Raw genomic sequence first — 12,844 nt, 5'->3', positions numbered from 1 at the left:
ATGACATCATCATGCGTTACCTCGACCGACATACCCACAAGGACGGCTTTAGCCCCACCGCTTGATCCTACCGGCGTCAGCCGGTCAGTGATTCAGCTCTGTTCAACCACAAATATATGGAAAACTTACGAAATTGAACAACGGGCAAAGCTGCCAAAGGATCGAATTTGGCTGTTGCACTGCGGACTGGAGCGCGCTCCTATGGATCGGTAAATGCGCGGTCCTTCCGGCGGTGATTACGACGCCACATTACGAAGACCGTTGTTCAAACTCGTCTTCGAGACTGTGAAGTGCATTGCACAGGTGGATACCAACCATGCGTAGTTCAAGGCGGTCAGCTTCTGCCAAGACGCTATCAATCGCCTTCTGCAACTGCAGAAGGTCATCGGAAATTGCGGCGTGAACGCTGCTTTGATCAAGCACGGTCGGGCCTATTGTGATTTTCGGCAGGCCGTTTCGACGTGCTATTCTGGGAATGCAACTTGGGCGCGGAATGTGAAGCCCGTTCGGCATCCTTTATAACCCACCGCTTCTTGCTGACACGGCGCATGGGTTTGCCGCAACCAAGGCAGTGAGTGGAAAAATACAGCGGTTCGCGCACCGCTGTAGTTCGATCCGGCCTGTGGAAGCCAAGTAGGCATCTCAGAGATTGCACCGATTAATCCAAATCCGATCCTGCTTCTATTGACAGATTGTGCAAACTTTGAGCGATTCGGATAGATTATCAAAAGTTAAATTGTTGCGACATGTTGCTCAACCGTGAGTAACAAAGCCTGTTAGCGAATGTCCTGTCAGCGAAGGGCCAGCACTTCATTGCTGTCCAGGCGTGACATTGCCAGCGCGGCGGCACGACGGGAATCAATCCAGCGGCCATTGGCGAGTTGTACGTCATAGCGATCATCGCTGCGCAGTGCCGTGCGATAGAAGCGCGCCGCTTCGTCCTTCCGACCGACCATCTTGTAAGCCGTGCCGAGATTGATCATCGCCAGCGGGTCGCCTTTGCGCGCCAGTTCACTGGCTTCGATCCGCTTGATCGCAGCGAGCGGACGGTTTGCCAGGATTTCGTTGAAGCCGACATCGCCGCTAGGCAGCGCAGGGGCGGGCACGGTCAGCGGCGGGGTGACCATGACGGCGGACTGGGTAAGAAGTGCGGCGGCGAGGAACAGACTCATCAATGCTCTCCGTTCTGATTGCGTTGTTGAGTGTGAGTATGTGCCGATTCTCTCGAACTGCAATCAAACTGCAACATTGTCATAAAAGTGCAATCAACGAATCCCTGCAAAACCGTCTGCACCGTCACGAATGTCAAATAACCGTCAGATAAATTGACACAAATCTGTCAGGAAACCGCAAACAGGCTGTCACTTTCCATCCCTAGACGGTCCCTCGCGACGGCAGGAATTGCTCCGGCCGCTTATCCTTGGGGGATATCAAGTGAAGACCAGCCACGGCCTGTTCCTCGTCGGTTGCAGTGCGATTGCGCTCGCCGGCTGCGGCCCCACCGACATCGCTTCGCCAGGCACCGGCGGCAATGTTGTCATCAACCAGCCGACGCCAACCCCTACGCCGACCCCGACACCGACTTCGAGCGGTGTTGTAGCGGCCGCAGGCTGTCCGACCATCGCTGATCCCGTAGGCTTGACCGATTCGGGCACTGTAACCTCGGCGCAGGGTTCGTGGCGCGTCTGCACGCTGCCTGCACGCATCACCGCTTCGACCACGCTGCCCAAGATCGCAGGCCTGCTCTATTCGATGAATGGCCGCGTTGACGTGGGCACCGATGCGGGCTTCAGCAGCACCAGCACCGGCGTGACGCTGACGATCGAACCGGGCGTGATCCTGTTCGGCAACACCGGCACATCGTGGCTGGCCGTCAATCGCGGCAACAAGATCAATGCTACGGGCACCGCCACTGCGCCGATCATCTTCACCAGCCGTGACAACGTGCTTGGTCTGAATGGTGAAACGTCACAGGGCCAGTGGGGCGGCGTCGTGCTGATGGGCCGCGCGCCGATCACCGATTGCACCACAGGCGCAGTTGCCAGCGGTTCAACCGCCAGCACCTGCGAGCGCCAGACCGAAGGCGCGGCTGATCCTGCCCTGTTTGGCGGCACCAACTCTGCCGACAACAGCGGCACGATGAAGTACGTGCAGATTCGTTATTCCGGCTTCGTGCTCGGTTCGAACTCCGAACTGCAGGCGCTGACGCTGGAAGGCGTGGGTTCGGGCACGCAGCTTGATTACATCCAGAGCTACAACAGCTCTGACGATGGTGCCGAATTCTTCGGCGGCACGGTCAACATGAAGCACTACATTTCCGTGGGTGCTGACGATGACAGCCTCGACATGGATACCGGTGTGCAGGCAAACCTGCAGTATCTGCTGCTGATCCAGCGTTCCGGCCAGGGTGACGCCCTGATGGAACTCGACAGCAACGGCAACGAAGCCCAGACGCCGCGTCAGGTTTCGAAGATTTCGAACTTCACTGCCGTGCAAGCAGCCACCAGCAGCAACAACGAAGCTGCCGGTCAGGCTGCAATGCTGTTCCGTGGCAACTCGGACATCTCGCTCTACAACGGTGTGGTGAACACGCCTGCGAACGAGTGTATCCGCATGAATGGTTCGGGCGGTACGGCTGCTTCCACGCTGCTCGCACGTTCCGTCGTGATGACCTGCAACAGCACGAAGTATCTTGGCACCGGCACGTATACCGCAACGCAAGTGGGCACGTTCTTTGGCTCGGGTTCGAACAACAATAACGATGCGTTCACCTCGACCTTGAGCAGCACGTTCATCAACGGTGCCAACGAAGCCGCCGTGAGCGCGTTTGACGTGACCACGCTGTCGTCGTTCTTCTCGGCCGTAACCTACATCGGCGCGGTGAAGGACAGCAGCGACACCTGGTATGCCGGCTGGACCTGCAACAGCGGTGCCGCCAACTTCGGCACAACCAGCACGGCCTGCACAGCGCTGCCGACAACCTGATCGGCTGCCTTTCGGGATACGGGGGGTGGCCGGTGACGGCTGCCCCCTTTCCCGCACCAAAAAATACATTCTTTCCCCAGGGGGAACACCGACATGAATACGTCGCGGCTCGCAACCATGCTGCTGCTTTCCACCGCGCTGATCGCGCCGACAGTGGCCTTCGCACAGGATGCACAAGGTACATCGGCAGATGCCGCGCCGCCTGCTGCCGACGCTGCTGCGCCGAGCGTCGAGCAGGTGCAGGAAGAGGCCCCGCAGGAAGAAGCGGAAGTTTCCATCCCCGGCGGCGAAATCGTCGTGACCGGCCAGCGTGACCGCAATATCCAGCGCGCCGCGCCGCAGGTGGTTTCGGTGCTTGGCACAGCAGAAATCGCGCGCACGGGTGAAGGCAACATCGCGGGCGCGCTGGGCCGAGTTACCGGCCTGAGCGTGGTCGGCAACGGCTATGTCTATGTGCGCGGCCTTGGTGATCGCTATTCGCTGGCACTGCTGAACGGTATGCCGCTGCCGAGCCCCGAACCGCTCAAGCGCGTGGTTCCGCTCGATCTGTTCCCCTCGAGCATCATAGCATCGTCGTTGGTGCAGAAGTCCTATTCGGTGAACTATCCCGGCGAATTCGGCGGTGGCGTGGTGAACCTGACCACCAAGTCCAGCCCGTCCGAACCGTTCGTGACCATCGGCGCCGGTGGTTCGTGGGACAGCGAGACGACCAACCAGCTTGGCTACACCTATTACGGTTCCAGCACCGACTGGACCGGGTTCGACAACGGCCAGCGCGATTATACCAATGCGCTGAAGACGTTCTTCGCCAGCGGCGAGCGGCTGAGTTCGGGCAATCTCGACAACGTCGAGATCGGCAAGGGCATCGTCAACACGCGCAATGGGCTGATCCAGAAGATCCCCAACATGCCGGGCAACGGATCGCTTTCGCTTTCAGCCGGCAAGTCGTTCGAACTGGGCGCGGTGACGCTGGGTGTGATCGCGACGGCGGGCTACAGCAACAAGTGGCAGACCCGCGATGTGACCAGCCAGACGTCGGTGGAATCCGATCTGGCCGACCTTCAATCGAACTTTCGCCGCGTGGTGACCGACAATCGCGTGGTCGTGAACGCGATGCTGGGGCTGGCGCTGGAATGGGATCGCAACAAGATCCGCTGGACCAATCTTTACATCCGCGACACGTTGAAGAACACGCGCCTTGGCCTTGGCCAGCGCAACCAGACGACGGTTGATTACCAGCAGCAGGATACTGCGTGGTACGAACGCCAGTTGATCGACACGCAGCTTGTGGCAGAACTGAAGCCGATGGATGGCCTGAGCGTCGATCTGCGCGGCGGTTTTGCCAATTCGCAGCGCGAGGCTCCGTATGAACTCGGCTTCGAATATGTGCGCACGAATGTGGCGTCGGACCCGCTGGGCCAATATTTCGTCAATAATCTCGATGGCAATGCTGGCCGTGCCACGGTCAGCTTCTCGGACCTGAACGAAGATCTGTGGACCGGCGGGATCGACGTTTCGTACAAGGTCATGCCGACTGTCACGGCGACAGTTGGCTATGCCTATGTCGATACGCGCCGCACCAGTTCGCGCCGCGATTTTCAGTGGCGCGCTGTCGATCTGCCCGACGGCGTTAACATGTTCCGCCCCGATTACCTGCTGAGCCATGCGGTGATCGAAGCATTCGACGTGAACCTGATCGACACCAACGAAGGCAACCCGGCGTTTCTCGCCACCCTGCGCAATCATGGTGTCTATGCCAAGGTCGATGCGCAGCTGACCGATACGATCCAGCTGGATGCCGGTATCCGCTACGAGAAGGCGAAGCTGGTCGTTTCGCCGATCCAGGTGTTCAACGATGGCGGGACCACTGCCGCGCCGACGGCACTGAACAACGATTACTGGCTGCCGGCTGCAACGGTGACATGGTCGTTCCGCGATGACATGCAGTTGCGCGTCAACGCCTCGAAGACCATCGCCCGCCCGCAGTTCCGCGAGCTGATCTATCAGTTCTATTTCGACCCCGATACCAACCGCCAGTATCGCGGCAACCCGAACCTGCAGGACAGCCAGCTTACCAACGCCGAAGCCCGCTATGAGTGGTACTTCGACCGCGATCAGCGCTTCTCGCTCTCGGCCTTCTACAAGCGTATCAAGAACCCGATCGAAAGCTTCGTGGCGCTGGAAAGCGATAATTTCATCACCAGTTTCGCCAATGCTCCCAAGGCCGACCTTTATGGTGCGGAAGTGGAACTGCAGAAGTATTTCGACCTGAGCGACTGGGGCGGCATGTGGGAATCGCGCCGTTTTGCGGTGATCCCCAACTACACCTACACCAAGTCGAAGCTGAAGGTGCAGGAAGGCGATCAGACATCGTACTATCTGGCCGCATCGACCCGCGCGCTCGACTATTTCCGCGATGGCGCGCCGCTGACCGGGCAGAGCGAACACATCGTCAACGTGCAGCTTGGGCTTGAAGATACCGACAAGCTTTCGCAGCAGACGATCCTGTTCAACTATGCCAGCAAGCGCGTGTTCAGCCGCGGTCTGTTGAACACCGGCCAGCCCGACGTATTCGAAGATCCGGGCCTGCGCATCGACTTCGTGGCACGTCAGGGCTTCGAGGTGTTCAAGAAGCAGGTCGAGCTGAAGTTCGAAGCGCGCAACATTACCGGGCGTCGCCACATCGAATACCAGCAGTCGGGCGACAACCGCGTCGAGGTGAACTCCTATGACGTGGGCCGCACCTTTGCGCTTTCGGCTTCGATGACGTTCTAAGCGCTACAAGGATTTCCACCCTTGGGAGGCGGCCCTTCACCGGGGCCGCCTCTTTTTTGTGGCGCTGTCTAGGTTGGGTTGTACCGCGTGGCGGTCAACCGGTCTGATACTGCGCAGGACTTGGTGTCACGGAAGCCAGCCTCGCGCATCGCGCTGCGGATCGGCGTGTCGCCAAAGGCGGCGGCGCGGCCTTTCGGATAGATGGCCCAAATGGGAAGGCCGGGCGTGGTTGCCTGAAGTTCGATGGCCACCGCAAGATCGGTGGGGCTTTCGATGATGGCCAGCAGCATCGCGGCTGAAGCCAGGTCGGATGCCTGCCTGCCGTCGATTGCCTCAATCAATGCGCCGTCATTCGTCTGACCGGCAAGAAAAGCCAGAGCATCGTCATCCAGACCAAGCTTCTTGCGCAGGCTTGGCGGGGGCTTGGCAATGGCGTCGGCCCAGGCCTGCGCTGCCTTGTCGCCCAGATGAAGCGCGACCTGCTCGCCATCGACATTGAAGCGGAGAACGCCACCGCGGACGCTGACCTGCGTGATCGCGGCTTTGGCAAAGCGGCGCCTTATCGCACCGCGAAGGATTAGTTCGGTGCTTTCCAGCAGTGCGCCGACTTCATCGGCCGCGGTGCCGACTTCCGCATGAACCGTCGCTTCGCGCCCCATGATGCTGTTCCCCGACCATCATTCCGGCCTGCGAACATAGCATGGTTTGGTGATCAGCCTAACGGTGACTGTTGCCGATCAGGGGCGATCCAGCACGTATCCCAGCGAGCGCACCGTGCGCAGCGGCGAGCCTGCGCCGACATCGCGCAGGGCGCGGCGCAGGCGGCTGACCCAGGCGTCTACGGTGCGTTCATCGATGGGCTGATCGTGCTTGCCCAATGCGGTGATGAGTTGCTGGCGGCTGAAAACGTGGCCGGGCTGTTCCATCAGGTAGCGCAGCAGGCGCAACTCGTTGGGCATAAGCATCAGCGGCTTTTCGCGCCAGCGAGCCTGCAGAGCGGAAAGGTCGAGCGTGAGATCGCCCAGTTTGAGCACGCGGGCAGGTGCTTCGTGTTCGGGTAACTGGATCGACAGCACACGGTCTAGCAGGGCACTGCGATCCACCGGGCCGACAATGTAATCATCCGCGCCTGCACGCAGCGCGCGGCGCTTGGCCTCGGCGTCATCCTCTTCAAGGATCATCGTTACGTGTGCGTCCTGCCCCAGACTGTCGGCGCAGCGCAGGCGGCGGCAGAGTTCGAGGCCGGACATATCGGGCAACACCCAATCGACGAAGGCCCACGGGCGGCCCTCCATCAGCGGCAGCGGGCCATCAGATTTCCAGCGGTGGAAGACCACGCGCAAATCGGAATGCTGGAAAGTGTCACGTCCGCCGGGAAGGTCGTCCGTCAGCAGAATGTCGATACGCCGCATGTAAGAAAGCCCCTGTCGATAGGGGCTTTCTGTCGCGGCTTTGTGACGGGCGAATGACGATGTTACAGCGGTGGCGGGACTTTAGTGCGGTATGACTGCCCACCCCGCTGCGACTAACTTCACTACGTTCAGTAAGCCTCGCTCCCCTCCCGCAAGCGGGAGGGGGTGGGGGTGGGCTTCTGGACCCTAAACCGGCAGGCCGACGTAGTTTTCGGCAATGCTGGTCTGCGCTGCTGTGCTGGTAGCAATGTAATCCAGTTCGGCTACCTGCATCGCGCGTTCGAACGGGCCATCATCGGGAAAGCGGTGCATCAGTTTGGTGAGTGACCATGAGAAGCGTTCTGACTTCCACACGCGGGCGAGCGCCTTGGCGGAATAGCCTGTGATGGCATCGTTGCTGGCGCTCTTGAAGTAGGCCGTCAGCGCTTCGGCGGCGTAGTGAACGTCGCTGGCGGCAAGGTTCAGGCCCTTGGCCCCTGTCGGCGGCACGATGTGGGCGGCATCGCCGCACAACAGCAGGCTGCCGTGGCGCATCGGTTCGAAGACATAGGAGCGTAGCGGCGCGATCGACTTTTCGATTGAGGGGCCGCGCGTGATATTTCCAGCGGCTTCAGGGCCAAGGCGGACGGCGAGTTCGTCCCAGATGCGATCGTCCGACCAGTCCTCGATCTTTTCGGTCAGTGGCACGTCCACGTAATAGCGGCTGCGGGTGTGGCTGCGCATCGAGGCGAGCGCGAAGCCGCGTTCGTGGTTGGCGTAGATGAGCTCATGGTTGCAGGGCGGCACATCGGCCAAAATGCCAAGCCAGCCGAAGGGATAGACACGCTCGTATTCGCGCACGGCGCTGAGCGGAATGGATTTGCGGCTGGGGCCGTGGAAGCCATCGCAGCCGACGATGAAGCGCGCATCAATGCGCTGGGGCGCGCCGTTGAGCGTGTAGGTTACCGAAGGCGCATCGCTTTCGATATCGTGCAGCGCAACGTCATCTGCGCCATAGACGATCTGAAGCCCGCGCTCCGGGGCGGCATCCATCAAATCCTTGGTGATTTCGGTCTGGCCATAGACCACCACGGTCTTGCCGGTGAGATTGGCCACATCAATGCGGATCAGGCGTTCGCCATCGGCCAGGTTGAAGCCTTCTTCGACAAGGCCTTCTGCCTTGAGCCGGGCATCGAGGCCGAGGCGCGACATCAGGCCTACGGTGATCTGTTCGAGCACACCTGCGCGGATGCGGCCGAGGATGTAATCGGGCTGCTGGCGTTCTACGACGACGCAATCGACGCCTTCGGCCTTGAGCAGATGTCCGAGCAGCAGGCCAGCGGGGCCTGCGCCGACAATGGCGACCTGAGTTTTCATGGCAAATTCTCCCACGCGCCCGCGCTGGGATGCGGGCCACAATGACCGGGAATTTGACAGCAAGGGCGCAATCGCGGAAGGCAGGCGCAGGACAAATTGCTGGCACTTTCAGGACATGGTTCAGGCGATACCGACATATGCCCTCTATGGTGAGGGCACGGCGCGTTCCTCTGGCGGCTTTACGCATATCGAGACAATTGCAGAGCGCAGCGCGCTGCATGACTGGGAAATCGGGGTGCATCGCCACGATCACTTCGTGCAGGTCTTGCTGGTAGAGGAGGGACATGCAGCAGTTATGCTGGATGGCGTTGCAAACGGGCTGGAAGGGCCGGGGCGGGTGATCGTTCCGGCAGGCGCAGTCCACGGGTTCCGCTTCCGGCAGGGGACGCGGGGATTTGTCCTCACGCTGTCCACAGACTTTTCCACACGGGCGGGCGGCGCGGCGGACCCTTTGCTGGCGGCACTGGCGCGGGGCGGCGTGGCGGAGCTTGCGCCAGATGCCGCGCGCCGCGCCTTCTGGCTGGCGCGCGAAATGCTGGGGTTGCAGCAGGAATGGCAGGAGCAAGACCCGCTGTTCATGGCGCTGGCCGAAGCGCTGATCCGCTGCGTGGCGGCACAAGCGCCGCACGATGCCGACGCATGCGCGGACCGGCGGCTTGAACGGTTCCGGCAACTGGTGGAACTGCACTATCGCCAGCACCGCGATCTGGATTTTTACGCGGGCGCGCTAGGCATGACGCGGCGCACGCTTTCGCGCATGACGGCTGCGGGGCTGGGGTGCAGCCCGATGGATGTAATCCACCGCCGCATGGCTTTGGAAGCGCACCGACTGCTGCGCTTTACCAACGCCACAGCGGCGCAAGTGGCGGCAGAACTGGGGTTTGATGATCCGAGCTACTTCTCGCGCTTCTACCAGCGTATGACGGGAAGGCGGCCTTCGGCGGACAAGGTGACAGCGGCCTGAAACTGCTTGTTTCGCCTGCAAACTTCGCTATGAAATTTTCACGAATATGAATTAGCGGAGAGGTTTGCGAAATGGCCAAGATCAAGACCACCCACGTTGGGAGCCTTCCGCGCGGCGATGAACTGACGCCGTTGTTGCTGGCGCGCGACAAGGGCGAGCCTTATGACGCGGCGGAGTTCGACCGCGTGGTTTCGGCGGCGGTCGATGCCGGGGTGAAAGCGCAGGTCGATGCTGGCGTTTCGGTCGTTTCGGACGGCGAACTGGGCAAGGTCGGCTATTCGACCTATATGATCGAGAGGCTTTCGGGCTTTGGCGGGCACATTGATCGCAAGCCTGCGGCAGACCTTGCCGAAGTGCCGAACCTTGTGAAGAAGCTGTCCGCGATCATGGGCAGCCAGGAATTCGTGCGCGCATCGTGCATTGGTGACGTTCGGCTGATCACGCTTGATCCGCTGCACGAGGACATTCGCCGCTTCAAGACCGCGCTGGAAAAGCACGCGGCGCCTGATACCGAAGCCTTCATGAACGCCGCTTCACCGGGGCTGATCACCGCGTTTCAGGTGAACCGCCATTACCCCACGCATGAAGCCTATCTGGCCGATCTGGTCGATGCGATGCGTGAAGAGTACGAAACGATCGTCAACGAGGGATTTTACCTGCAACTCGATTGCCCGGATCTGGCGATGAGCCGCCACACCGGGTATCAGGATCTGTCGGACGCCGAATTCGTGAAGGTTGCCGAAGCGAACGTCGAAGCGCTGAACGCGGCGACTGCCAACATTCCGCCCGAAAAGATGCGGATGCACATCTGCTGGGGCAACTATGAAGGCCCGCACGATCACGACATCCCGCTGGAGCGCGTGATCGATACGGTGCTGAAGGCCCGCCCCGCCACGGTGCTGTTTGAAGCAGCCAACCCGCGCCACGAACATGAATGGGCCGTGTGGAAGGATGCCAAGCTGCCGGATCACAAGATCCTTGCACCGGGCCTGATCGATACCTGCTCCAACTATATCGAGCATCCCGAACTGATCGCGCAGCGGATTGAACGCTTCGCCTCGTTCGTGGGCGTGGACCGCGTGGTGGCCAGCACCGACTGCGGGTTCGGCACCTTTGCGGGTTATGGGAAGCTCGATCCCATCGTGACATGGCGCAAGCTCAAGTCCTTGCGTGAAGGCGCGGATATTGCGGCAGGTCGTCTGTGACCGCAGACGAACGGCGGGCGGCGGAGGCCGATTGCGCGCGGCTGGTCGCGCTCTACGCCAATCTCAACGATGAGGCGCGGTGGGATGAAGTGGCGGCGCTCTATGCCGAAGATGGCGTGATGTTCCGCCCTACTGCGCCCGATGCGGGCGTGGAAGGGCGTGACGCCATTCTTGCCGCGTTCAAGGCTCGCCCGCCGCGCAAGACGCGGCATGTCTGTTCGAACGTGGTGATCGATGTGGAAAGCCCGACCACGGCGCGCGGCACCAGCGCCATGCTGCTGTTCACGGGCGATCCTGCGCCGCTGGTGGGATCGTTCCATGACCAGTTCGTATTGACGGCAGACGGCTGGCGCTTTGCCGAGCGGCGGGGTAGCCTGACGTTCTGATGGCCACTGCCGCCGCCTCGAACCCGGTCAAATCCGCGATGCGCACGCTCGACGTGATCGAATATGTCGTGGCGCACAGGCAGGGCGCGGTGGCGCAGGAGATTGCAGGCGCGCTGGCTATCCCGGTCAGCAGCCTGTCCTACCTGCTCGGCACCTTGACCGACCGGGGGTATCTGTCGCGCGAAGGGCGGCGCTATCTGCCGGGACCGGGGCTTGAACGGCTGCGGGCGCCTGATGCGGCATTGACGCTGGAAGACCGGGTAAGGCCGCTGGTCCGGGCTTTGCGCGGCGAACTCAACGAAACCTCCTCATTCATGGTGCGGCGGGAGTGGGAGGTTGAAGCGCTGGTGACCGAGGCGAGCGATCAGGCGCTGCGCTATGCGGTCGATCCCGGCACACGGCGGCCTTTGCACGCTTTGGCAGCCGGCAAGGTCATGCTGGCGTGGCTGCCGGAGGCGGAAATGGCGCAGTATTTCGCGCAAGTGCAGCGCGAACGCTTTACGCCCGCAACGCGCACAAGCGAGGCGGACTTGCGCGCCGATTTCAGTCGTATCCGCAACGATGGCGTGTGCGTGGCTCGCGAAGAGGCTACGCCCGGCATTTGCGGCACGGCAGCGCCGGTATGGATTGATGGAGAACTGGTGGGTGCGTTCAGCGTGGCCGTGCCCGCCGTGCGGTTTGATGCCGACAGCGAGGCGCGCATCCGGGCTTTGCTCATCCGGACGGCTACCGCTATTCAGGGGACGTGATGAAGGCGAGCCGCCGCAAAGTGATGCACTCGATGAGCGCGCTGGCCAGTGCGCTGGCCTTGCCGCTTCCGGCCTTCGCTGCACGAGATCCCCGCCGCTATCGCGTAATCGTAGACAACGATCTTTCAGGCGATCCCGATGGTCTGTTCCAACTGGCGCACCATCTGCGTTCGCCCTCGGTCGAGATCCGGGCGATCATCGGCTCGCACATGCACGAGAACGAACCGTGGGGCGGCCCCGGCGATCAGGCGAAAGCCTCTGCGGCCAAGGGGCTGGAAGTGCTGGCGAAGCTGGGCATGGAAGGCAAAGTTCCGGTTTTTGCGGGCGCGGCGAAGGCCATCACATCGATGCAGGTGCCCGCACGCACTGCCGCCGATGCGATCATTGCCGAAGCGATGCGCGATGATGCCCGCCCGCTGTTCTATTGCGCCGGTGCGGGCCTTACCGATCTGGCAATCGCGCTGCTGATCGAACCCGCGATTGCAAAGCGCATGACGCTGGTGTGGATCGGCGGGCAGGAATACGAAGGGATCGGCATCCCCGTACCGAACGCGACGCCTGCCGAATATAACCTGACGATCGACCGCATGGCCGCGCAAGTGGTGTTCAACCGCTCTGCCATCGCGATCTGGCAGGTGCCGCGCAACACCTATCGCCGGATGCTGTTCAGCGCGGCGGAACTCATGGAAATGAAGACGCGGGGTGGGGTTTCGGCGTGGCTGGTGGCCGAGGTCGAGAAGGTTTGGGAAATGGTCACCAAGTTCGACCTTTCGACCGGCGAGACTTATGTTCTGGGCGATAGCCCGCTAGTGACGCTGACCGCGCTGCAATCGACGTTCGAGCCTGATCCTGCGTCGAGCGATTATGTGGTGCGCCCATGCCCGACGATTGGCGATGACGGGCTGTATCAGGCCAATCCGCAAGGTCGCCCAATCCGCATCTATACCACCATCGATACGCGGCTGACCTTTGCCGACATGCTGGCCAAGTTGAAGTGAAAAGGGCCGGAAGC

At 61.3% G+C, this 12,844-nt stretch carries 11 protein-coding genes; 7 read left to right on the top strand and 4 right to left on the bottom strand.

Going from position 1 to position 12,844, the window contains the following annotated elements:
* Positions 1–791 precede the first annotated feature (791 nt).
* Positions 792–1,172 carry a hypothetical protein gene (locus HGI47_RS12095; RefSeq protein WP_168853015.1) on the bottom strand — a complete coding sequence of 127 codons (381 nt, stop codon included), beginning with the start codon at positions 1,170–1,172 and terminating at the stop codon, positions 792–794.
* A 262-nt stretch (positions 1,173–1,434) separates the two neighbouring features.
* Between HGI47_RS12095 and HGI47_RS12090 the strand changes: the two genes are divergently transcribed.
* Both HGI47_RS12090 and HGI47_RS12085 read left to right on the top strand, forming a co-directional pair.
* Positions 1,435–2,985, top strand: coding sequence for a hypothetical protein (locus tag HGI47_RS12090; RefSeq protein ID WP_168853014.1), 1,551 nt, complete (start codon positions 1,435–1,437; stop codon positions 2,983–2,985).
* Between the two features lie 93 nt (positions 2,986–3,078).
* Positions 3,079–5,760 carry a TonB-dependent receptor domain-containing protein gene (locus tag HGI47_RS12085; protein WP_168853013.1) on the top strand — a complete coding sequence of 894 codons (2,682 nt, stop codon included), beginning with the start codon at positions 3,079–3,081 and terminating at the stop codon, positions 5,758–5,760.
* Between the two features lie 68 nt (positions 5,761–5,828).
* On the opposite strand, the gene HGI47_RS12080 is transcribed toward HGI47_RS12085, so the two are convergent.
* From HGI47_RS12080 to pobA, 3 genes are all read right to left on the bottom strand, one after another.
* Positions 5,829–6,419, bottom strand: a complete 591-nt coding sequence (locus HGI47_RS12080) for a hypothetical protein (protein WP_168853012.1) — start codon at positions 6,417–6,419, stop codon at positions 5,829–5,831.
* 78 nt (positions 6,420–6,497) lie between these two features.
* Positions 6,498–7,172 carry a response regulator transcription factor gene (locus HGI47_RS12075; RefSeq protein ID WP_168853011.1) on the bottom strand — a complete coding sequence of 225 codons (675 nt, stop codon included), beginning with the start codon at positions 7,170–7,172 and terminating at the stop codon, positions 6,498–6,500.
* A 186-nt stretch (positions 7,173–7,358) separates the two neighbouring features.
* Positions 7,359–8,528, bottom strand: coding sequence for a 4-hydroxybenzoate 3-monooxygenase (gene pobA, locus HGI47_RS12070; RefSeq protein ID WP_168853010.1), 1,170 nt, complete (start codon positions 8,526–8,528; stop codon positions 7,359–7,361).
* Between pobA and HGI47_RS12065 the strand changes: the two genes are divergently transcribed.
* From HGI47_RS12065 to HGI47_RS12045, 5 genes are all read left to right on the top strand, one after another.
* Positions 8,527–9,492: a helix-turn-helix domain-containing protein gene (locus tag HGI47_RS12065; protein ID WP_240950149.1), complete on the top strand. Its 966-nt coding sequence runs from the start codon at positions 8,527–8,529 to the stop codon at positions 9,490–9,492. The two genes, pobA and HGI47_RS12065, sit on opposite strands and share 2 nt — an antisense overlap.
* A gap of 71 nt (positions 9,493–9,563) precedes the next feature.
* Positions 9,564–10,697: a cobalamin-independent methionine synthase II family protein gene (locus HGI47_RS12060; RefSeq protein ID WP_168853009.1), complete on the top strand. Its 1,134-nt coding sequence runs from the start codon at positions 9,564–9,566 to the stop codon at positions 10,695–10,697.
* On the top strand, positions 10,694–11,083 hold the full coding sequence (locus tag HGI47_RS12055; RefSeq protein WP_168853008.1) for a nuclear transport factor 2 family protein: 390 nt from the start codon (positions 10,694–10,696) through the stop codon (positions 11,081–11,083). Before HGI47_RS12060 ends, HGI47_RS12055 begins: the two co-directional genes overlap by 4 nt.
* Complete coding sequence (locus HGI47_RS12050; RefSeq protein WP_168853007.1) at positions 11,083–11,832, top strand: IclR family transcriptional regulator; 750 nt, start codon at positions 11,083–11,085, stop codon at positions 11,830–11,832. Before HGI47_RS12055 ends, HGI47_RS12050 begins: the two co-directional genes overlap by 1 nt.
* A complete protein-coding gene (locus HGI47_RS12045) occupies positions 11,832–12,830 on the top strand; it encodes a nucleoside hydrolase (protein ID WP_240950148.1) in 999 nt (332 codons plus the stop codon). Before HGI47_RS12050 ends, HGI47_RS12045 begins: the two co-directional genes overlap by 1 nt.
* Positions 12,831–12,844: the final 14 nt, after the last annotated feature.

The organism is Novosphingobium sp. ERN07 (genome assembly GCF_012641335.1).
Classification (GTDB): domain Bacteria; phylum Pseudomonadota; class Alphaproteobacteria; order Sphingomonadales; family Sphingomonadaceae; genus Novosphingobium.
The sequence above is the reverse complement of the archived record's forward strand: the minus strand, read 5'-3'. Positions and strand labels throughout refer to the sequence as shown.

Bases quoted from the DNA above. Each gene is read 5' to 3' on its own strand.
- HGI47_RS12095 (WP_168853015.1), bottom strand. From the start codon at position 1,172: ATGAGTCTGTTCCTCGCCGCCGCACTTCTTACCCAGTCCGCCGTCATG.
- HGI47_RS12085 (WP_168853013.1), top strand. From the start codon at position 3,079: ATGAATACGTCGCGGCTCGCAACCATGCTGCTGCTTTCCACCGCGCTG.
- HGI47_RS12080 (WP_168853012.1), bottom strand. From the start codon at position 6,419: ATGGGGCGCGAAGCGACGGTTCATGCGGAAGTCGGCACCGCGGCCGAT.
- HGI47_RS12075 (WP_168853011.1), bottom strand. From the start codon at position 7,172: ATGCGGCGTATCGACATTCTGCTGACGGACGACCTTCCCGGCGGACGT.
- HGI47_RS12065 (WP_240950149.1), top strand. From the start codon at position 8,527: ATGGCAAATTCTCCCACGCGCCCGCGCTGGGATGCGGGCCACAATGAC.
- pobA (WP_168853010.1), bottom strand. From the start codon at position 8,528: ATGAAAACTCAGGTCGCCATTGTCGGCGCAGGCCCCGCTGGCCTGCTG.
- HGI47_RS12060 (WP_168853009.1), top strand. From the start codon at position 9,564: ATGGCCAAGATCAAGACCACCCACGTTGGGAGCCTTCCGCGCGGCGAT.
- HGI47_RS12050 (WP_168853007.1), top strand. From the start codon at position 11,083: ATGGCCACTGCCGCCGCCTCGAACCCGGTCAAATCCGCGATGCGCACG.
- HGI47_RS12045 (WP_240950148.1), top strand. From the start codon at position 11,832: ATGAAGGCGAGCCGCCGCAAAGTGATGCACTCGATGAGCGCGCTGGCC.